This is a genomic window from Streptomyces sp. NPDC024687, assembly GCF_055559055.1.
Genome location: NZ_JBVHLJ010000001.1, coordinates 305,036 through 325,437, shown reverse-complemented (window position 1 = coordinate 325,437; position 20,402 = coordinate 305,036). Strand labels below are relative to the sequence as shown.

General features: G+C 70.7%; 16 protein-coding genes. 2 read left to right on the top strand and 14 right to left on the bottom strand.

Going from position 1 to position 20,402, the window contains the following annotated elements:
- Positions 1-13 precede the first annotated feature (13 nt).
- The 3 genes from nadD to ACZ39I_RS01445 all read right to left on the bottom strand — a co-directional run bounded on the left by nadD (position 14) and on the right by ACZ39I_RS01445 (position 1,184).
- Complete coding sequence (gene nadD / locus ACZ39I_RS01455) at positions 14-652, bottom strand: nicotinate-nucleotide adenylyltransferase (protein WP_403651974.1); 639 nt, start codon at positions 650-652, stop codon at positions 14-16.
- Positions 653-731: 79 nt separating this feature from the next.
- Positions 732-896: a hypothetical protein gene (locus tag ACZ39I_RS01450; RefSeq protein ID WP_037716950.1), complete on the bottom strand. Its 165-nt coding sequence runs from the start codon at positions 894-896 to the stop codon at positions 732-734.
- A gap of 129 nt (positions 897-1,025) precedes the next feature.
- Entirely contained in the window at positions 1,026-1,184 is a 159-nt protein-coding gene (locus tag ACZ39I_RS01445) for a hypothetical protein (RefSeq protein ID WP_088245276.1), read from the bottom strand.
- Between the two features lie 147 nt (positions 1,185-1,331).
- On the opposite strand from ACZ39I_RS01445, the gene ACZ39I_RS01440 reads away from it, so the two are divergent.
- A complete protein-coding gene (locus tag ACZ39I_RS01440; RefSeq protein WP_467241620.1) occupies positions 1,332-2,432 on the top strand; it encodes a M48 family metallopeptidase in 1,101 nt (366 codons plus the stop codon).
- A gap of 95 nt (positions 2,433-2,527) precedes the next feature.
- Here the strand turns inward: ACZ39I_RS01440 and ACZ39I_RS01435 are convergent, their stop codons facing one another.
- From ACZ39I_RS01435 to proB, 5 genes are all read right to left on the bottom strand, one after another.
- Entirely contained in the window at positions 2,528-3,598 is a 1,071-nt protein-coding gene (locus tag ACZ39I_RS01435; RefSeq protein ID WP_467241618.1) for an SCO2583 family membrane protein, read from the bottom strand.
- Between the two features lie 78 nt (positions 3,599-3,676).
- The gene (locus ACZ39I_RS01430) at positions 3,677-4,243 is read right to left on the bottom strand and encodes an SCO2584 family spore wall biosynthesis protein (RefSeq protein WP_467241616.1); all 567 of its coding nucleotides are present in this window, start codon (positions 4,241-4,243) and stop codon (positions 3,677-3,679) included.
- A gap of 96 nt (positions 4,244-4,339) precedes the next feature.
- The gene (locus ACZ39I_RS01425; protein ID WP_352383894.1) at positions 4,340-5,626 is read right to left on the bottom strand and encodes a glutamate-5-semialdehyde dehydrogenase; all 1,287 of its coding nucleotides are present in this window, start codon (positions 5,624-5,626) and stop codon (positions 4,340-4,342) included.
- 87 nt (positions 5,627-5,713) lie between these two features.
- Complete coding sequence (locus ACZ39I_RS01420; protein ID WP_467241614.1) at positions 5,714-6,265, bottom strand: hypothetical protein; 552 nt, start codon at positions 6,263-6,265, stop codon at positions 5,714-5,716.
- Positions 6,266-6,477: 212 nt separating this feature from the next.
- Positions 6,478-7,584, bottom strand: a complete 1,107-nt coding sequence (proB, locus tag ACZ39I_RS01415; protein WP_352384370.1) for a glutamate 5-kinase — start codon at positions 7,582-7,584, stop codon at positions 6,478-6,480.
- A gap of 314 nt (positions 7,585-7,898) precedes the next feature.
- Between proB and ACZ39I_RS01410 the strand changes: the two genes are divergently transcribed.
- On the top strand, positions 7,899-9,917 hold the full coding sequence (locus tag ACZ39I_RS01410; RefSeq protein ID WP_467243288.1) for a hypothetical protein: 2,019 nt from the start codon (positions 7,899-7,901) through the stop codon (positions 9,915-9,917).
- Here ACZ39I_RS01410 and ACZ39I_RS01405 read toward each other — a convergent pair.
- The 6 genes from ACZ39I_RS01405 to obgE all read right to left on the bottom strand — a co-directional run bounded on the left by ACZ39I_RS01405 (position 9,901) and on the right by obgE (position 20,392).
- On the bottom strand, positions 9,901-11,094 hold the full coding sequence (locus ACZ39I_RS01405) for a glycosyltransferase family 2 protein (RefSeq protein ID WP_467243287.1): 1,194 nt from the start codon (positions 11,092-11,094) through the stop codon (positions 9,901-9,903). The genes ACZ39I_RS01410 and ACZ39I_RS01405 overlap by 17 nt on opposite strands.
- A gap of 111 nt (positions 11,095-11,205) precedes the next feature.
- Complete coding sequence (locus tag ACZ39I_RS01400) at positions 11,206-13,278, bottom strand: hypothetical protein (RefSeq protein WP_467241613.1); 2,073 nt, start codon at positions 13,276-13,278, stop codon at positions 11,206-11,208.
- Positions 13,279-13,427: 149 nt separating this feature from the next.
- Positions 13,428-14,927, bottom strand: coding sequence for a bifunctional cytidylyltransferase/SDR family oxidoreductase (locus ACZ39I_RS01395; protein ID WP_352383897.1), 1,500 nt, complete (start codon positions 14,925-14,927; stop codon positions 13,428-13,430).
- A gap of 651 nt (positions 14,928-15,578) precedes the next feature.
- The gene (locus ACZ39I_RS01390; protein WP_467241612.1) at positions 15,579-17,129 is read right to left on the bottom strand and encodes an alkaline phosphatase D family protein; all 1,551 of its coding nucleotides are present in this window, start codon (positions 17,127-17,129) and stop codon (positions 15,579-15,581) included.
- Positions 17,130-17,331: 202 nt separating this feature from the next.
- Entirely contained in the window at positions 17,332-18,852 is a 1,521-nt protein-coding gene (locus ACZ39I_RS01385) for an FG-GAP-like repeat-containing protein (protein WP_467241610.1), read from the bottom strand.
- A gap of 103 nt (positions 18,853-18,955) precedes the next feature.
- Positions 18,956-20,392: a GTPase ObgE gene (gene obgE, locus ACZ39I_RS01380; protein WP_467241608.1), complete on the bottom strand. Its 1,437-nt coding sequence runs from the start codon at positions 20,390-20,392 to the stop codon at positions 18,956-18,958.
- Positions 20,393-20,402 lie beyond the last annotated feature (10 nt).

The following is a 20,402-nucleotide window of genomic DNA, read 5'->3' as shown; positions in this document are numbered from 1 at the left end:
TGCCCCTCTCGGCTCACTCGCCGCGGTACAGCTCGCGCTTGTCGATGTACCGCACGACTCCGTCCGGCACCAGGTACCAGACGGGGTCGCCCTTGGCGACTCTCGCCCGGCAGTCGGTGGAGGAGATGGCGAGGGCGGGGACCTCGACGAGTGAGACGCCGCCCTCGGGGAGTCCCGGGTCGGCCAGGGTGTGGCCGGGCCGGGTGACTCCGATGAAGTGTGCCAGGGCGAACAGCTCTTCCGTGTCCCGCCAGGTGAGGATCTGGCCGAGGGCGTCGGCGCCCGTGATGAAGAAGAGGTCGGTGTCGGGGTTGAGGGCCTTGAGGTCGCGCAGGGTGTCCGTGGTGTAGGTCGCGCCACCGCGGTCGATGTCGATGCGGCTGACCGAGAACTGCGGGTTCTCGGCGGTCGCGATGACCGTCATCAGATAGCGGTCCTCGGCCGGGGAGACCGCGCGGTGGCTCTTCTGCCACGGCTGGCCCGTCGGTACGAACATCACCTCGTCCAGGTGGAACTGCGCGGCGACCTCGCTGGCCGCCACGAGGTGCCCGTGGTGGATCGGGTCGAACGTTCCGCCCATGACGCCCAGTCGGCGCTTGCCTGGGCTCGACGGGCCGTTGCCCGGGCCGGTAGGCATGTCCTGCTCTCCCATGCGTGCAGACCCTACCGGCCCGGCCTGAGGAACCGGGCAGGCGGAGACCCGCAGTGCCCCGCTTCGGGCACCCGGTGCCTCAGCGGTCGCGGTTGAAACGGGTGGTGATCCACAGCAGGAGCAACAGGATGATGAACGCGCCACCGCCGGTCACCAGGGGGTTGAGGCTCTCGTGGTTGCCGCCGTGCTCCTCGCCCTCAGCGGCGAGGGTGACCAACTGGGCAGCGGTGCTGTGGAAGCTCATCTTCGGCAGGACCTATCCGGTGGGCGGGATAAAGACGTCGGCTCATGGTAAGCGGGCGCGGTGGGGGCCATCACGCCGACTCCACCATTGAAGGCCGCGCTCAGGGCGTCGGGGAACCTTCGCCCTTCCTCAGTCGTCCTTCCGCTTGTACCCCCGCAGCAGGAACCACGCGGTGAACGCACAGCCCAGGAACATCACGACCAGTACCACCCGGAGCAGATTTCCGGACCCCTGCTGCTCGGCGGCGCTCGCGGCCTCGGTGAGCCAGGCGGCCCGGGTGTGCTCCATGATGTGGACTCCTTCGCTGTACTGCCCGTCCACGCTATCTCCGCCTAGGCTGGGCTCTGCTTCGGGGGGCGCAAAGGGCCGCACAAGGGTCCGTAAAGGATCACAGAGGCCGAAGAGGCACAGCCAAAGACGCACATGGGGGAAGACATGTCCGACGACGGCCATCAGAACAACGGACACGAGCAGGTGCCGAGCAGGCAGCGCAGGCGTTTCCCGGGTATCTCCTCGCGTGCGTACGAGCACCCCGCCGACCGCTCCGCCCTGGTGGCGCTGCGCAAGCTGAGCGGCTTCGACACGGTGTTCAAGGCACTCAGCGGACTGCTCCCCGAGCGGAGCCTGCGGCTGCTGTTCCTGTCCGACTCGGTGCGCGTGTCCGACCAGCAGTTCGCGTACCTCAACGACATGCTGCGGGACGCGTGTTACATCCTGGACCTGGAGAAGGTCCCGCCGATGTACGTCAACCAGGACCCGCAGCCGAACGCGATGTGCATCGGTCTGGACGAGCCGATCATCGTCGTCACCACGGGTCTGGTCGACCTGCTCGACGAGGAGGAGATGCGGGCGGTCGTCGGCCACGAGGTGGGGCACGCCCTCTCCGGTCACTCGGTCTACCGGACCATCCTGCTGTTCCTGACCAGCCTCGCCCTCAGGGTGGCGTGGATCCCGCTGGGCAACATCGCGATCATGGCGATCGTGACCGCGCTGCGCGAGTGGTTCCGCAAGTCGGAGCTGTCGGCGGACCGGGCAGGTCTCCTGGTCGGCCAGGACCTGCGGGCCTCGATGCGCGGCCTGATGAAGCTGGCCGGCGGTCACCATCTGCACGAGATGAACGTGGACGCGTTCCTGAAGCAGGCCGAGGAGTACGAGGCCGGCGGTGACCTGCGCGACTCCGTGCTGAAGATCCTGAACGTCCTGCCGCGTTCCCACCCCTTCACCACCGTGCGCGCGGCCGAGCTGAAGAAGTGGGCCGAGTCCCGCGACCACCAGCGGATCATGGACGGTCACTACCCGCGCCGCACCGAGGACAAGGACACCTCGGTCACGGACTCCTTCCGCGAGTCGGCCGCGAGCTACGCGACCAACGTCAAGAGCTCCAAGGACCCCCTGATGAAGCTGGTCAGCGACATCGCGGGCGGAGCGGGCGACCTGGGCGGCAGGGTGCGCAGGGGCTTCGGCGGATTCTCGAATTCGGCCCCGAGGGACGACGACCGACCGACCGAAGGGAACGGACCGGCCCAGGGCGACTGAACCCACCCACGCCCACCGAACTCACAGACCCACCGATCCCGCAGTCCCACCGATCCCGCGGCCCCACCGGACCCGCAGCCGACGACGAACCGCCGTCACACCTTCGGCTGCGCACTGGTGGCCAGCGACCCGCACAGCGCCGTCGCGCTCCCCGTCGCATACGGATCGGTCCCGGCCGGTCCGCCCGCCTTCGCGGTCTGGCCGGCCAGCAACGGATGCAACCGGTTCGTGGAGTCCTCCGCGCACGACAGCGGCCCGGCCTGGACGTACGACACGACCAGCTGGGCCGTGTGCATCCGCAGATCGTCCCGGTCGAACCGGAAGTGCAGCTCACGCCGGACGGTGAACAGCGCGGCCGCCTGGGAGGCACCTGCCCCGGCCGCCCGCAACGCGTACACGAACGTGTGGTCCGCCGTGACCTCCAGCGTCGAGGCGTCGGTCTCGGCGGCCTGGAGGCTGCCCTGCACCCGGATCCCGGCGTCGGCCAGGCGCACCTGCGCGGGGTCGAAGCGGACCAGCCACCCGGTCGGCGCGTGCCGTCCGTCGGCGGCGGGGTGGGCGAAACTCTGGTCGAACTGGTCGAGCTGTTCCGTGTCGAGGAGCACCCGCACGGCGCGGACCTGGTCGCGGACGAGGACGTCCGGGTCGAGCGAGGACCGCACGATGTAGTCCTTGGCCGTGGTCAGCGCGGACACGACCTGGCTGTCGGAGAAGTGCGCGGTGCGGCGGGAAGCCGGCAGCGGGATGCCCTCGGCGCCGACGCGGTACTGCGCGGCGGGGCTGTGCGCGTACAGGTACTCGGCGTCGGTGTGTCCCGGGACCTCGCCCTCGGGCGCCAGCGGGATGACGGTCATGCGCAGGGGTTCGACGGGCTGCCGGACCGCGGAGTTCTGGTAGGGGTGCCGTACGCCCATGTAGATCGCGGTGCCGAAGGCGACGGCGATCAGCAGGACCAGGATCAGCACCTGTCGGGACAGTCCCCGGCGCAGCGGCGGACGGCGGCGGACGGCGGGCGCGTGGTCGGTGATGCGCTCCTGCGCGGAGTACTCCTGGAGGCGGGCAGCGCGGACGAACGACTCGTCGAAGACGACGGATCGGTACTCGTCCTCACCACCCACGGGGCCGCCCTCGGGTGTCCCCTCGGGTGGGTCTGCTGGCCCTCCCATATCTTCAGGGTAGGTCTCGGGGCGCTCAGGTAAACGCCCCGCTGTGCGACAAGTTCTGACAGGTTCTCACCAGGAGCGTCAGGGCGTTCGCGGGACCGCGGAGACGGCTGGCTGGGAGTAGTCGGCCGACGCCGAGGGCGTCACCGTGCTGCCCTGTTCCAGACCGGTCGAGGCGGGCGGCGGAACCCGGTCGCGGCTGCCCGAGGAGGCGCCCCGGTAGACCGCCGTGAAGGCCAGCGCGACCATGCCGATGCCCATGACGAGCGCGAGCATCCAGGCCACGGGGCGGTGCCAGCGGACCTGTTTGCCGTACGTCCCCGGGGTGCCGTAGCGGCCCTCGAGGATGTCGGTGTCGTCCAGGTCGTCGAGTTCCGGATCATGGCCGAAACCGCCGGGTCCGTAGCCGTCGTCGTACCGATCGGCTCTGGGGCGGGCGCGGCGGGCCTCGGCCTCGGAGGCCTCCGCTCTGGCCCGGGCCGCGGCCAGGAGGCGCTCGACGGCGGTCGGCTCGTGTACCACGGCCGCCCGTACGAAGGCCTCGTCGAAGACCACGGAGGCGAACTCTTCGTCCGACACCCCGCGGTCGTGGTCGTCGTCGGGCTCCCAGCCGTCAGGGAACGGCGTGCCCCCCACGTCCTCCGGCACGAATCCAGAGTAGACCTGGGGGGTCATTTTGGGCAGACGGTAGGGAAATTCATCCGCCCTGTGAGACACCTCTCGGGCGCCCCCGGACGCCCCGGTTCAGCGGCGGATGTGGCCGTCGCCGGTGACGATGTACTTCGTGCTCGTCAGCTCCGGCAGGCCCATCGGGCCGCGGGCGTGCAGCTTCTGGGTGGAGATGCCGATCTCCGCGCCGAAGCCGAACTGACCGCCGTCGGTGAAGCGGGTGGAGGCGTTGACCGCGACGGTCGTGGAGTCGACCAGCTGGGTGAAGCGGCGGGCGGCCTGCTGGGAGGTGGTGACGATGGCCTCGGTGTGGCCGGAGGTCCACAGCCGGATGTGCTCGACGGCCTTGTCGAGCGAGTCGACGACCGCGGCGGCGATGTCGTAGGAGAGGTACTCGGTGTCCCAGTCCTCGAGCGTGGCCTCGACGACGGTCGCCTTGGTGTCCTTGGCGTACGCCAGCACCCGCTGGTCGGCGTGGACGGTCACCCCGGCCTCGGCGAGGGCGTCCAGGGCACGAGGCAGGAACTCCGGGGCGATGTCCTGGTGGACCAGGAGGGTCTCGGCGGCGTTGCAGACGCTGACCCGCTGGGCCTTGGAGTTGATCAGGATGTCGATCGCCATGTCGAGGTCGGCCTGGGCGTCGACGTAGACGTGGCAGTTTCCGGTGCCGGTCTCGATGACGGGGACGATCGACTCCGTCACGACGGTCTGGATGAGCGAGGCACCGCCGCGCGGGATGAGCACGTCGACCAGGCCGCGGGCGCGCATCAGCTCGCGCACGCTCTCGCGGGACTCGCCGGGCACGAGCTGGATGGCGTCGGCGGGCAGTCCGGCGCCGCCCACGGCGTCGCGCAGCACCCGGACGAGGGCGGTGTTCGACTCGTACGCGGAGCCCGAGCCGCGTAGCAGGACCGCGTTGCCGGACTTCAGGCAGAGGGCGGCGGCGTCGACCGTGACGTTCGGGCGGGCCTCGTAGATGATGCCGACCACGCCGAGCGGGACGCGGACCTGGCGCAGGTCGATGCCGTTGGGCAGGGTCGAGCCGCGCACGACCTCGCCGACCGGGTCGGGCAGCGCGACGACGTCCCGGACGTCGGAGGCGATGGCGCGCACCCGTTCCGGGGTGAGGGTCAGCCGGTCGATGATCGCCTCGCTGGTGCCGGCCTCGCGGGCCTTGGCGATGTCCTTGGCGTTGGCCTCGACGATCTCGCTCGTGCGGACCTCCAGGGCGTCCGCGATGGCGAGCAGCGCGTCGTCCTTCTCGGCCCTCGGCAGCGGGGCGAGGTCGGCGGCGGCGGCCTTGGCCCGGTAGGCGGCCTGGGTGACCGGGGTCATGGAGTCGTACGGCGAGAGCGAGGTCATACCGGAAGGGTAGTGCGCCGGGCGAGGCCGTCCACCCGTTGTTCCACAGCGCGAGACGGGATCAAAGGGACACCCGCCGGGACACGATCAGAACGGGTGGACCACGACCGGCGAGGCAGGCGGCGGACCGTACCCTTCGGCGATGCGCTGGTGGTAGGTCTGGCGGTCGATGACCTCCAAGCCGACGATCTCCCACGGCGGCAGTCCCGCGGTCTGGCGGTGCTCGCCCCACAGGCGCAGGGCGACGGCGGCCGCGTCGTGCAGGTCGCGGGCCTCCTCCCAGTACCGGATCTCGGCGTGGTCGTTGGCGTAGCGGCTGGTCAGCAGGAAGGGGTGGTCGTGGGCAAGCTGCTCCAGGGCGCGCCGGACCTCCTTCAGCGGGGCCTCGTCACCGGAGACGCTGAGGGTGACATGCCACAGGCGCGGCAGATCCTGGGGCTCCTCGCCCTGGTAGCGGTCGCCGGCCGCGACGCTCGTCAGGGTCCGCTCCTCACCGGCCGCCCGGGGGGCCGGGCCTCCGGTCTCGTCCTCGGCCGGGGCCGGGGAACCGCCGGCCGCCCGCGCCACGGTCCCCCCAGGGCGACCGGATGAAGCCGCCGCACCAGCGCGGGACGCCGCCCCAGGGCGCACTCGTCTCACGACGGCCTCCTTCATGCACAGGTCGACCCCACGGGTCGGGCGGAATGTTGTTGTCCCTGGGACAAAGTTGAGCAGGCCGCAAGGGCTCGTGGGGCGGTTTTGCGGAACGTCCACCTCAGGGCGACGCCCTTGGCAGGGCGTTCACCCCGTTTTCGGGCGGTACCCCCGGCACCCGGGGCTCCGTTGGGCGCGGAGTGGTCCTCAGACGGTCCTCAGGGGTGCAGGATCACCAGATCGTCCCGGTGGACGACCTCCCGCTCGTAGGCCGGCCCCAGCTCGCGTGCCAGCTCCCGGGTGGAGCGGCCGATGAGCCGCGGGATCTCCTTGGCGTCGAAGTTGACGAGCCCGCGGGCCACGGCGTGCCCGGTGCCGTCGCGCAGTTCCACGGGGTCGCCCGCGACGAACTCGCCCTCGACGGAGGCGATCCCGGCCGGCAGCAGCGACTTGCGGCGGTCGACGACCGCTTTCACCGCACCGTCGTCCAGGGTCAGCGAGCCCTGCGGGGTGGACGCGTGCTGGAGCCACAGCAGCCGGTCGGCGGAGCGCTTGTCGGCAGGGTGGAAGTAGGTGCCGGTGTCACCGCCGGACAGCGCCTCGGCCGCGTGGACCGTGCTGGTCAGCACCACGGGGATGCCGGCGGCGGCCGCGATCCGGGCGGCCTCGACCTTGGTGACCATGCCGCCGGTGCCGACGCCCGCCTTGCCGGCGCTGCCGATCTCGATGCCCGCCAGGTCCTCGGGTCCGCGCACCTGAGCTATCCGCGAGGTGCCGGGCCTGCTGGGGTCGCCGTCGTAGACGCCGTCGATGTCGGAGAGCAGGACGAGCAGGTCGGCGTGGACCAGGTGGGCCACCAGGGCGGCGAGCCGGTCGTTGTCGCCGAAGCGGATCTCGTCGGTGGCGACGGTGTCGTTCTCGTTGACGATCGGCAGGGCGCCCATCGCGAGGAGCTTGTCGAGGGTGCGGGAGGCGTTGCGGTGGTGGGCGCGGCGGCTCATGTCGTCGCTGGTCAGCAGCACCTGGCCGACGCGGACGCCGTAGCGCGCGAAGGAGGCGGTGTAGCGGGCGACGAGCAGGCCCTGGCCGACGCTGGCGGCGGCCTGCTGGCGCGCGAGGTCGCGGGGGCGGCGGCGCAGGCCCAGCGGGGCGAGGCCGGCGGCGATGGCTCCGGAGGAGACGAGGACGATCTCCTTCTCGCCTCCGCTGCGGCTCTTGGCGAGGACGTCGACGAGCGCGTCGACCCGGTCGGCGTCGAGGCCGCCGGCAGCGGTGGTCAGCGACGAGGAACCGACCTTGACGACGATCCTGCGGGCCTCGCCCACGGCCTGCCTTGCCCCTGCCACCTTGTGTCCTGTCCCCTCGCGCCACGTGTGGGTCCTCGCCCGCAATGTACGCGAACGGGACGCGCCGACGCGCATCCGTCCACGTCCCGGACCCGCAGCGGACGGTGGATCTACTGGCCGGGGCCGTCGCCCGGCCCGACCGGACCGGGCGGGCGCATAGCACCTGGCCGTCCCGGAGGGCAGGAGACACGCGCGTGTCGTCCGGAGGTCGGCACGCGTTAACCAGGGCGTCCGTCTCGCGACGACCTTGGAGTGTCCCCGTGCGAAAACGCCTCTCCCACCTCCGGTCCGCGCTGCGGCTGCCGGGCCGGCAGACGGCGACGAGAGCGCTCGTCGCCGCCGTCCTGGCCGCCGCCGTCGTCGCCCAGGCCGTCGCCGCCCTGCGTCCGCACGTTCCGCTGCTGCTCGCGGCGACGGCCGCCTCCCTGGCCGTCGAGGGTGTCCTGCACCGCTGGCAGCGCGGCATGGTGTCGCTGTTCGCCAAGACCCACGCGGACATCACCGTGCGCCACGTCCTGCGCGACCTGCTGCTGGTGCTGGGCCTGCTGCGGCTGACCCCGGAGGACGAGGAGACGGCGTACACCGCGCTGGTGGCCGGGCTGCTCGCCTGCTACGCGCTGCACTGCGCCATCCAGGCCGCCTCCGTCCTGGTCCGGCGCACCCGCACCCTCCCGGTGGTCACCCGCAACATCGACGCCTCCGCGCTCCGCCTGACCCCGGCCCCGCCCGCCCTGCTGCGCCACCCGGGGCCCCGCCTCCTGGTCCACGGCCTGCCCGCCACGACGGGCCTGCTGGTCACGGCGGCCACCGGCGAGCCCCGCTGCGCGGCCTTCGGCATCGCGATGTCCCTGGGGCTCGCCCTGGTGGGCCTGTACGACCTTCTCGTACGGCTGCTGCCGAGCCGGCGTCCGGCGGGCGAGCAGGAGGTGCTGGACTGGTTCGACGCGTGGCTCGCCGAGTACCGGCCGACCGTCGGCCTGTACTTCTCCGGCGGGGTCTCCTCCGCCTACCAGGCCAACATGTGGCTGGAGCCGCTCGCGAAGCTCGACGGGAAGCCGGTCATCATCCTGCGCGAGCGGTTCATGGTGCAGAAGATCGCCGCGACCGACGTCCCGATCGTCTGCCTGCCGAAGGTGTCCACGCTGCTGCGCCTGGAGCACTCCACGCTCCAGGTCCTCATCCACCCGTCGAACTCGGGCAAGACCTCCCAGGTCCTGCGCATCCCCACGATCAAGCACACCTTCGTCAACCACGGCGAGAGCGACAAGCTGTCCTCCTGCAACCCGTACGCGAAGGCGTACGACGAGGTGTGGGTGGCCGGTCCCGCGGCCCGCGAGCGGTACGCGGCGGCCCAGGTGGGCGTCGAGGACAAGGACGTGGTGGAGATCGGCCGCCCACAGCTGGAGGCCGTGCGGCCGTACGAGGGACCGCCGGCCGGGGCGTACACGACGGTGCTGTACGCGCCGACCTGGGAGGGTTGGGACGGCAATCCCGGCAACACGTCGGTGATCGAGGCGGGTGAGAACATCGTGCGGGCGCTGCTCGCGGATCCGGGGGTGCGGCTGCTGTACAAGCCGCATCCGCTGACCGGGTCGGTGGACGCACGGGCGGGCGCGGCGGACTCGAGGATCCGTGAGCTGGTGCGGGCGGCGAACCGGGAGAGGACGGGGGCACGACCCGCCGACGACGGTGAACTCTCCCGGAGGACACGGGAGTTGGACGGGCTCACCACCGCGTCCTTCCGGGTGGCGGCGGACTCGGTCGAGCGGATGCTGCTGCAGTCCACGCCGGAACCGGGCCGGGCCGAGGCAGTGGCCCGGGCGACGGCGGCCTGGGAGCGGGCGTACTGGGCCTCACTGCCGGAGTGGGAGCACCAGGTCGTCACCGACGCCCGGCCCGCGCTGTACGCCTGCTTCAACCGGGCCGACCTGCTGATCAGTGATGTGTCCAGCGTGGTCAGCGACTTCCTGGCGAGCGGCAAGCCGTACGCGGTCGCCAACACCAGCGGACTGAGCGAGGCCGCGTTCCGGGCGGCGTATCCCACCGCGGGGGCGGCGACCGTGCTGACCCCGGACGCGGTGGGGGTGCGGGCGCTGCTGGATGCCGTACGACACCCCGAGCTGGACGAACTCGCCGGGGCGCGGGCGGAGTTGAAGCGGCGGCTGCTGGGGCCGGACGAGCCGTCCTCGCAGGAACGGTTCGACAGGGCCGTACAGGCTCTGGGGGCGTTGGCCCGGGCGCGGAGGCTGCCGGGGCAGCGGCGGGAGGAGGAGACCGGGTCGGCCTCCGGGACGCTCACCCTCTCGGGATGAGGACCCTGCGTGCTTTGCGTACCGCCCGGCGCAGCAACTGGTCGACCCCGACCTCCCGGTAACCCGGCACCTCCCGGGCCTCCCGTGGCTCGGCGAGGTAGACGGAGTCGGGCAGGCCCGTCGAGCGGTCCCGGAAGAACGGGTAGGCGAGATACACCCGGCGGCCGCCCTTCTCCAGCACCGCCTCCGGGGTCTTCTTCGCCCTCATGAACTCCAGGACCTCCATCAGGAGATCCGGGCGGCCCATCGCCACCAGCTGGAGCCGCAGACGTTCGTGGACGCGGAGGCGGTGGGCCACCTCACCGGTCCAGTAGGCGTCCAGCAGGGACTTCGCCAGCTCCAGCTTCTCCTGGCGGACCGCCTCGCCGTCCTTCAGGAACTTCGGGCCGAACTGCGGGAGCAGGGTGACGAGGAAGGGGCGCACCATCAGCGCGTCACGCCTCGCGCCCGCCGGGACCATGTCGGCGATCAGGTTCATCAGGGCGCGGGCGGAGTCGAAGCGCAGGGTGTGGCTGCCGGTCCTGGTGACGTGCTTGCCGTCCTCGCGGCCCACCAGGTAGTAGCAGGTGTGGTCGGCGATCACGGAGACGCCGTCGGCCCGCAGATAGGCCTCCATGGTGAACAGGGCGTCCTCGCCGGTCCACAGGGACTCGTCGAAGCGCATGCTGTGCCGTTCGAGGAACGCGCGGCGGAACAGCTTCTGGGCGCTCAGCGTGAACTTGATGTTGGAGGAGAAGACGTCGGTGCGCTCCAGGGTCTGCCCCCACATCGACGTCGGCGGCTTGCGGTTGACGCCCTCGACCCGGCCGAGGACGACATCCGTGCCGTTGCGGTCGGCCATCGCGACCATCCGCTCCAGGGCCTCGGGGCCGAGCCGGTCGTCGGCGTCGAGGAAGAAGACGTACCGCCCGGTCGCCTTGCCCAGACCGACGTTGCGCGGGCCGCTGGGGCCGCCGGAGTTGTCCTGTCGGACCACTGTGACGTCGAGGGGCGTGCGCGCCGCGAACTCCTCCAGGTACTCCCCGGTGCCGTCCGCCGAGCCGTCGTCCACCGCGATGACCTCGACGCGCGCGTGGCCGATGGTCTGTGCCTCGACGGAGGCCAGACAGTCGACCAGATACGGCATCGCCTCGTACGCCCCGATGACCACGGTCACATCAGGCTGCGCAACGGTCACTTCTCCCCCAGCCACGGTCCGATTCTGCTTCCGGCACTGGGACATACGCAGAAAGGGCCCGGTTTTCGGGATCACCCCCGAAAACCGGGCCCTTTCTTTACGAAGGGGAGGTCAGGCCTTGGTCGTGGCCTCCGCCGCCGAGGCCGCGGGCCGCGACTCCTGGCCGACATTGCGCGCCTCGGCCTTGATCGCGAGGTTCGCCACCGCGGTGTTGAACTGCTCGATGGACAGGGGCTCGTCCGGTCCGAGCAGGTACTGCTTGAGCTCCACCCGGTCCTCGGCCAACGGGTCGGCCGCCGGGTCACGGACCGCGTCGAGCAGCTCGCCCAGCTCGGTGGCCTGGTTGGACAGGATCGTGGCCGCCCGCACCGCGGTGTTCTGCCGCTTGAACTCCTCCACCCCCAGCTCCGCGGAGTCCGTGACCGCGTAGGGCTTGCCGCTCGCGATGAAGTCGGAGACCACGCTGGAGATGTCGGAGACCATCGCGTCGGAGACGTTGAAGCAGTCGTACAGCCGCGGTTCGGCGCCCGTGACCACCCGGTGCTGCCACTGGGGGAAGGAGCGCCAGTACACGTCGTTCCACTCGCCGCGCAGCCGGGCGATCTCCTCGTACTTGGCCACGTCGACCACGCCGTCACGGCTGGCCTCGGCCTCGTCGCCCTTCTCGCCGCCGCTGCCGACCAGGACGGCGAGCCGCGCCTCGATGCGGGCGAGTTCGGCCGTGGCAGCGGCCAGTGCGGCCGCGTCGGTCGGGAAGCGGGGGTCCGTGGCGCGCTCGGCGGCGGCCTGCACGATCAGCGCGGTGACCTTCTCGTGCGCGGCGGCCGCCTTGGGCAGGACCGTGCCGGTGAAGGGGTGCGGCTTGTAGAGGACACGGACCGGCGGGTCCGCCTTCAGCAGCTTCTCCACGATGTTCTCGCCGGCCAGCATCAGCGAGGTGTTGCCCGGGTCGCCGTCCCAGCCCTCCCAGGTGGGGGCGTAGAGCACGGTCGGGCAGTATCCATCAGCGGCTCCGCCGCGGGGGCCCGGCGTCCCCTGCCGCTTCTGGATGGGCGCCAGCTGCGGGCGGCCCACCTCGACGATGTCCTCGTCGCGGACCCCGACGTCGGCGATGGCGTAGCGGTCGCGGCCCGCCCGGCCGGCCACCCACACCTCGTCGTACGCCTTGCTGAACGGGTTGACGCTCGCCAGCTTGTCGCTGTCGCCGTGACCGATGAAGACGTGCTTCATGGTGGGCACGCGCAGCAGGTGGATGTTCTTGCCGACGTTCGCCGCGTACAGCGCGACCCGCACCGTGGACAGGTCCATGTTCATCAGGTGCACCCCTCCGGGCACGCAGATGACGGGGACCGTGGTGGGCGCGAGGTTCTGCAGGATGACGCGCTCACGCAGGATGATCAGCGGCCTGGAGTCCAGCTGCTCCATGGTCTCCAGCCACATGTTGACCTGGTAGACGGAGTCCTTGGACCCGGAGAAGTAGAGCACCGTCTCCGGCTTGTAGTCGCGCAGCCACTCGTCGACCTTGGCGAGGACCTTGTCGGCGTTCGGCGGGACCTTCTTGCCACGCACGTACGGCGTCAGCGCCAGGACGTACAGGGAGCCGAGCACCAGCGTCACGCCGATGCCGATGAAGCCCGGCAGCGCCGAGTCCATCGCGGCGGCGACCAGTATGCCGACCACGGCCGCGAGGTCGAGGTGGAGCATCTTCTCGGCCGACCGGTTCAGCAGGCCCAGCGGCGGGGCGTCCGGGATGCGGAGGCGGGAGGCCAGGTCGACGTTGCGGGTGGCGACCGGGAGCCGGCGGCGGTTGCGGATCAGGGTGACCAGCGCGCCGTGCGGGGCCTGGAGGCCGTAGAACGCGATGAAGCAGGCGGTGGCGCCGTAGAAGATCAGGTTGTTGGAGAGGTCGAGGCGGGCCAGCAGCAGGATCAGCAGGAGCTGTCTGATCAGGAAGCGGATCGACAGCCCGGCGCGCACCTTGCTGAGGCGGTTGATCAGATAACTGCCCTGGCGGTGCAGATAGTGGTCCGCAAGGTACGTGACGGCGGTCGCGGCCGCGAAGGCAGGGACGCTCGGGATGAGCGCGGCCACCATTATGGCGGGGAAACCCGCCATCATGAGGACCGCCGCGGCCAGCTCGGCCGCGCTGCCCACCCGGGCGACGCGAATAGCGGTGCTTATCACTGAAAACCTGCTCTGGGAGGGATGCCGGTTGTTTACCAATTAACGCTGCTTGAGGCTTCAGGTGTTGCTTAAGGCTTCAGGCCCCTGTGAATGCACCAGGAACGGGCAGCCACAGAGGCCTGAATTTACCGAAGACTAATTGTCCCTGATTATGCCACGCCGTCCTGACGGTCCAGGACACTGGCCAGCGCGGCCTCGAAGCCGGAGGCCTGGCCCGCGGAGGCCGTCGGGTCCTGCTGGCGGACGTCGATGACATGCCCGGTGAGCTCGGAGAGCAGCACGTCGAGCGAGGTGCGGGCCACTGCCTCGGAGGACAGCAGGCTGCCCGCGGGCTCCTGACCGAAGGCCTTGGTGCGCATGGGGGTGGCGGTGCGCTCGGGGTTGATGCAGTTCACCCGGACGCCGTCACCCGCCCATTCGTCGGACAGGGCCTGCGTCAGGTTGACCATCGCCGCCTTGGTCGAGGAGTACAGGCTGTACTCGGCGCGGCCGCGGGTGTAGCTGCTGGAGGTGTACAGCAGCAGCTGGCCCTTGGTCTCCGCCAGGTACTTGTACGAGGAGCGCGCGATCTGGACCGGCGCCAGGTAGTTCACCTTCAGCGCCTCCTCGATGGTGGCGTTGTCGGTCTCGGCCAGCTTGCCGATGCGCAGCACGCCCGCGGTGTTGACGACGTAGTCGATGCGCCCGGTCTCGGCGTACGCCTTGGACAGCGCGTCGTCGACCTCCTCCGGGTTCTCGACGTGGGTGCCGGTGGTGGAGCGGCCCAGCGCGTACACCTTGGCGCCGTAGGACTCGGCGAGCTCGCCGATGTCCTTGCCGATGCCGTAGGAGCCGCCGAAGACGACGACGGTCTTGCCGGTGAGCAGCTCACGGTAGGCCTCGTCGCTCACCTGCTCGGGGGCCGCGGTCGAGGCGAGCTGGAAGAGCTTGTCCGCGATGAAGACGTCGACGGGCTGGGTGACCTTCATGTTGTACTCGTCGCCCGCGACGACGTGGATCGGCACGTCCGGCAGGTACTTGAGCACGACCGAACAGTCGTCCGTGGCCTGGAAGTTGGGGTCCCCGGCGGCGACCTCGTAGGCGCGCTTGATGGTGGACAGCTTGAAGGCCTGCGGGGTCTGGCCGCGGCGCAGCCGGGAGCGGTCCGGGATCTCGGTGATGAATTCGCCGTCGTCGCCGTGCTTGCGCGTGACGATGATGGTGTCCGCGGACGGGATGGCGACGTCGACGGCCTGGAAGCGCTCCAGGGCGACCACGCAGTCGTCGATGACCCGCCGCGAGAGCAGCGGGCGTACGGCGTCGTGGAACAGGACGTTGAGGTCCTCGCCCTCGGCCAGGCCCTCGCCGAGGGCCGCGATGGCGCGCTCGGTGGTCTCGTTCCGGGTGGCGCCGCCCTCGATGATCTTCTTGACCTTCGTGAACCCGGCCTTGGCGACGATCTTCTCTATGTCCGGAACATAGCCCGGCGCCATCAGGACGATGATGTCGTCGATGGAGTCGGCCTTCTCAAAGGTGGTCAGGGTGTGCTCGATGACTGCCTTGCCGGCGATCTTCAGCAGCTGCTTGGGGATCGAGAGACCCACGCGCTGACCGGTGCCACCGGCCAGGATCACTGCGGTGGTACGGGGCTTGGCGATGTGCTGGGACACAGAAGACCTACCTCGGGGCGACAGGGAACGGGGAAATGGTCCCACTTGCGGTTACCGCTGTGCAAGGTGACCGCCGTTCACCGCATATGTGCGCGCTACCTGTCATTCATCTTGCACGGGAGGTGACGACGAGCACCCCGTGCAGCACCCGGGCCGCGACCTCGGCGAGAGCCGCGGGGCGGCCGGCGCCGGTACGGCGGGCAGAGCCCGGGGTCGCCCGTGATCCGCATCACGTCGCCGGGCACCGGACTGCACGCGTTCTTCATATGCATGACGGCCCTGTTACGGATCAGCTGGGAATACAACTCGTCCGGCAGTCCATTGCCCCGGAATTCCTTGTCAAGATTCCGCAGCATTTCGGTCTCGGCAAGAGTAAGAGAGCGATTCGCGCTGTCCGGAACGGGCTGGAGAAGATTCTCGGGCAGCCCGAGGAGCTGTTACCGGCGGCGGCGCCAGAAGCTGGGGCGAGGGCATGATCCTCGCCAGCGGCCGCGGGGTGACCACCACGTGCACTCGCTCGCTCCCCCGTGCGCTCCCCGCCGATCATCGCGGGCCTCGCGCACGCCCAGGGCGGCTTCCGTCGGGTGTCTGCTGTGCGGAGAGGAGCGTGGGACCGCGACGAGGACCACGCCCCTCTCGGGCCGCCCCCGCTCACACGGGGTGGACCCCCGGCTTGCCCGCTTCCACCCGCAGCTGTGCCAGCGTGGTCGTCGTCGCTTCCGGCCTGACCACCGTGTCCACGGCGCGGACCTGCGCGTCGATGCCGTGCCGGTCGATGTCGAAGAGGTGGTAGCCGCGGTGGGCGTCGATGAACTTCCAGTGCGGGTTGTCGGCCCGCAGCGGGTCCCACTGGGCGTGGAAGGCGGCCTGGTCCTGGTCGCCGTTGCTGGAGATGGAGGTGCCGACGAACTCGGCGCCGACGACCCGGGAGGACGGGTCGGCGTAGTCCTCCTTGAGGTCGCTGATCATCGTGAGGTGGCGGTCGCCGGAGAGCACGACGGGGTTGCGCACGCGCGTGAACTCCTCCAGGAGGGCGTTGCGTTCGACCTGGTAGCCGTCCCAGGCGTCGTAGTACCAGAGCTTGCCCTCGCCGGGCAGGATGTCGGTCTCGGCCATCATGATCTGCGAGGCGATGAGGTTCCAGCGGGCCGGTGAGCCGTGCAGCGAGTCCAGCAGCCACTGCTTCTGCTCGGCGCCGAGCATGGTGAGCGAGGGGTCCTGGGCGGCGGCCTGGCTGGTGACCTGGTCGCTGCGGAACTGCCGGGTGTCGAGCACGTTCAGCCGGACCAGCCGGCCGAACTCCAGCCGCCGGTACATCTGGATGTGCGGGCCGTTCGGGACGGCGGTGGCGCGCACCGGCATGTGCTCGTAGTACGCCTGGAAGGCCGCCGTGATCCGGGCCACGAAGGCGTCGTGCGGCTGCTTGGCGGGGTCCTGCGGAATCTCGCCGGCCCAGTCGTTGTCGACCTCGTGGTCGTCGAAGGTGACCACCCAGGGAGCGTTCGCGTGGATCTCGGCGAGGTCCGGGTCGGTGCGGTACTGGGCGTACCGGTTGCGGTACTGCACGAGGGTGTACGGCTCCCCCGTGCCCTCGTGCCGGCGCGGACCGGCCGATGACGGCGCCGACTCGTAGATGTAGTCGCCGACGAACAGCACGACGTCCGGGTCCTGGTCCAGCATGTCGGCGTACGGCGTGAAGTAGCCGTTCTGCCAGTTCTGGCAGGAGGCGAGCGCGACCCGGAGGCTGCCGCCGGAGCTGTGCCGGGCGGGGGCGGTGCGGGTGCGGCCGGTGCGCGAGAGCTGGCCGTCGGCGCGGAAGCGGTACCAGTACGCGCGGCCCGCGCGCAGGCCCCGTACATCGACGTGGACGCTGTGTCCGTACGCGGGCAGGGCCTGGGCGGTGCCCCGGCGGACGACCTTTCTGAAGCGTTCGTCCTCGGCGAGCTCCCACTCGACCGGCACCACTCTGTCGGGCATGCCTCCGCCGTTCAGCGGATCGGGGGCGAGCCGCGTCCACAGCACGATGCCGTCCGGCAGCGGGTCACCGGAGGACACTCCGAGGCTGAACACCCCGTCGGGCAGCGGGGTCTCCGCGGCTCGTGCGGTGCCCGGCAGCCACAGCTGGGCGGAGGCCGCGGCGCCGAGCACAGCGGCGCCTGCGGTCAGAAAGCGGCGTCGGCCGGGTGATGCTGCTCCGTACATGGGCGAACTCCCTTACGTCGCTGACCTCTTGGGCACCCTGGAAGCTCACGCTTCGGGGTGATCCGTGCGTTGAACCAGAGTGTTCGCGTGCATGACAAATAGGTAGACAACAGAAGAGCCGTTGCGACTCGGGTATCACATGATGAACGTGATCCCGGCGCAACGGCCTTCAGGACACTGCCGACTGACGATCTTTTGGGTTCTAGTTGGTGAAGCCCGAGCCCAGACGGGCCTTCGCGGCCGTGGTGCCGAGCAGCGTGTGGCCGAAGGTGAGCGTGCCGTTCGGCCCCAGGACGGTGGCTGGAATCGGCAGGCCGCCGGGCGAGACGACGTACTGGGCCCGGGAGCGGAAGGACCACACGGCCCCGGCGCCCGCGTTCTCCCCGGGCGCGCCGACCGCGACGTCGGCCAATCCGTCACCGTTGGTGTCACCCGCATGGACGGCCCCGCCGAAGACGTCACCCTTCTCGGCGGCCCCCGGCACCCCCGGACTGTCCTGCGCGACCACCTGGTGGGAGCCCACTCCGGTCAGCCCGTCGGCCCGCCCGCTGAGCACGACGATCGCGCCGGCGTCCTTGACGGAGTTCGGTGCGGTGGCGGGGCCCAGGTCCTCGCCGGGCACGCCGGTGACCACGTCGAGGTACCCGTCCCCGTCGACGTCGGCGAGCTGGACGTCGGTGCCGAAGCCGTCGCCCTTCTCGGCGGTGCCGGGCACACCGGGGTTGTCCTGGTTGACGAACTGGGCCGACACACCGTCAGGAGCGCCCGAGGTGCCGGGTATCCAGGTGATACGGCCGCCCTTGGCGCGGTAGGTGTCCCCGTCGCTCTCGTAGCCTTCGACGGTCCGGCCCACCACGATGTCGGCGTAGCCGTCCCGGTTCACGTCCCCGACCGCGAGGTTCTCGCCGCCCTGGAGCGCGGCGCCGTCGATGTCATAGACCAGGGTCCATGGCGTGAGGCCGTCCTTGGTGCCCCACCAGTACGCGATCCGCCGGGAGTCGAACGTGTCGGTGCCGTTCTCCGCGGCCACGACGTCCGTGATCCCGTCGCCGTTGAGATCGCCGACGTCGAGGTCGAGGACTCGGCTGTCGTACCTGTCCTTCACCACCTGGCGCTTCCCGGTGGCGGAGCCACCGCGGGTGAAGGGGCCGCCGGTCGCCACCAGGTCGTGCTGGTGCACCACGGTCAGCAGGTCGCTCGCGCCGTCCCCGTCGATGTCGCCCGCAGCGAGCCGGCCCTGGGCGCCGAGTCGGTCGCCGGCCGCGCCGGAGGCGAGGGTGGCACCGCCCGACAGACCGCGGGCACCGCCCCAGACCACCTGCACCAGACCGGAGCCGCTGTTCTCGCCCCCGACGCCCACGACCAGGTCGGTGTACCCGTCCCGGTCGAGGTCGGCGGTGGTGAGCGCGCTGCCGAACCGGTCGGCCGCCTCGGAACCGCCCGGGACGCCCGCCGTGTTCTGGCTGAACACCTGCTTCGTGGAGGTCTTCAGGCCGCTCGCCGAGCCGTACAGCACGCCGACGAACCCGGCCTTCGCCTTCCCCGCGACGGTGCCGTCGGGCGCGGCCACCGCGAGGTCCCCGTAGCCGTCCCCGTTGAAGTCGTCCCGCACCTGGTGCGGCGCGGCCTCCGCGGCCCCCGCAGCGGCGGGCAGGGCCACGACCCCGCCGACCGCCAGGACGACGGCGAGTCCCGTGCGCCACCCTCTTCGTTGTCCGCGCATGCCGCGTCCCCCTCCTGTGACGGTCGTACGGATTGCTCCGTACGACTCACAGGAAGGGCGGTTGGTTGCCCTCAGGGGTGACGGGACGTCACCCGGCGTTCACTCAGAAGGGTTCGAAGTCGTCGAACTCCTGGGCGGCCTCGTCCCGTTCGGCCTGCTTGTCGCGGCGGCGCTGGGCGGCGGGGCGGGGTTCCTCGAAGCGGTGGTCCTCACCGCGCCGGCCGAGCATCTCGGCACCGGCCATGACCGTCGGCTCCCAGTCGAAGACGACCGCGTTGTCCTCGGGGCCGATGGCGACGCCGTCGCCCGAGCGGGCGCCCGCCTTCATCAACGCCTCTTCCACACCGAGGCGGTTGAGGCGGTCGGCGAGGTAGCCGACGGCCTCGTCGTTGCTGAAGTCGGTCTGCCGCACCCAGCGCTCCGGCTTCTCGCCGCGCACCCGGAAGAGGCCGTCCTCCTCGCGGACCACGGTGAAGCCGGTGTCGTCGACGGCCTTGGGCCGGATGACGATCCGGGTGGCCTCCTCCTTGGGCTTCGCGGCCCGCGCCCTGCCGACCAGGTCGGCGAGTGCGAAGGACAGCTCCTTCAGCCCCATGTGGGCGACCGCGGACACCTCGAAGACGCGGTAGCCGCGCGCCTCCAGGTCCGGTCGCACCATCTCGGCGAGGTCCTTGCCGTCCGGTACGTCGATCTTGTTCAGGACGACGACGCGGGGACGGTTGCCGAGGCCGCCGTACTCCCTGAGCTCCGCCTCGATGATGTCGAGGTCGGAGATCGGGTCGCGGTCGGACTCCAGCGTGGCGGTGTCCAGGACGTGCACGAGGACGCTGCAGCGCTCCACGTGCCGCAGGAACTCCAGGCCCAGGCCCTTGCCCTGGCTCGCGCCCGGGATCAGGCCCGGCACGTCGGCGATGGTGTAGACGGTCTCGCCGGCGGTCACCACACCCAGGTTGGGGACCAGCGTGGTGAAGGGGTAGTCGGCGATCTTCGGCTTGGCCGCGCTCAGCACCGAGATCAGCGAGGACTTGCCCGCGCTCGGGTAGCCGACCAGCGCCACGTCGGCGACCGTCTTGAGCTCCAGGACGATGTCCTGCAGATCGCCGGGCACGCCGAGCAGCGCGAATCCGGGGGCCTTGCGGCGGGCGGAGGCCAGCGCCGCGTTGCCGAGGCCGCCGCGGCCGCCCTGGGCGGCGACGTAGGAGGTGCCGTGCCCGACCATGTCGGCGAGGACATTGCCCTGCCGGTCGAGGACGACCGTGCCGTCCGGCACCGTCAGGACCAGGTCCTGGCCGTCCTTGCCGGAGCGGTTGCCGCCCTCGCCGGGCTTGCCGTTGGTGGCCTTGCGGTGCGGGGAGTGGTGGTAGTCGAGCAGCGTGGTGACGGACTGGTCGACGGTCAGGATGACGTCGCCGCCCCGCCCGCCGTTTCCGCCGTCGGGACCGCCGAGCGGCTTGAACTTCTCCCGGTGGACGGAGGCACAGCCGTGACCTCCGTTACCCGCGGCGACATGCAGTTCGACGCGGTCCACGAAGGTGGTCATGGTTCAGTGC

Coding starts and splice junctions, on each gene's coding strand:
- nadD (WP_403651974.1), bottom strand. CDS start 652: ATGGGAGAGCAGGACATGCCTACCGGCCCGGGCAACGGCCCGTCGAGC.
- obgE (WP_467241608.1), bottom strand. CDS start 20,392: ATGACCACCTTCGTGGACCGCGTCGAACTGCATGTCGCCGCGGGTAAC.
- ACZ39I_RS01440 (WP_467241620.1), top strand. CDS start 1,332: ATGTCCGACGACGGCCATCAGAACAACGGACACGAGCAGGTGCCGAGC.
- ACZ39I_RS01425 (WP_352383894.1), bottom strand. CDS start 5,626: ATGACCTCGCTCTCGCCGTACGACTCCATGACCCCGGTCACCCAGGCC.
- ACZ39I_RS01435 (WP_467241618.1), bottom strand. CDS start 3,598: ATGGGAGGGCCAGCAGACCCACCCGAGGGGACACCCGAGGGCGGCCCC.
- ACZ39I_RS01445 (WP_088245276.1), bottom strand. CDS start 1,184: ATGGAGCACACCCGGGCCGCCTGGCTCACCGAGGCCGCGAGCGCCGCC.
- ACZ39I_RS01390 (WP_467241612.1), bottom strand. CDS start 17,129: ATGTACGGAGCAGCATCACCCGGCCGACGCCGCTTTCTGACCGCAGGC.
- ACZ39I_RS01450 (WP_037716950.1), bottom strand. CDS start 896: ATGAGCTTCCACAGCACCGCTGCCCAGTTGGTCACCCTCGCCGCTGAG.
- ACZ39I_RS01385 (WP_467241610.1), bottom strand. CDS start 18,852: ATGCGCGGACAACGAAGAGGGTGGCGCACGGGACTCGCCGTCGTCCTG.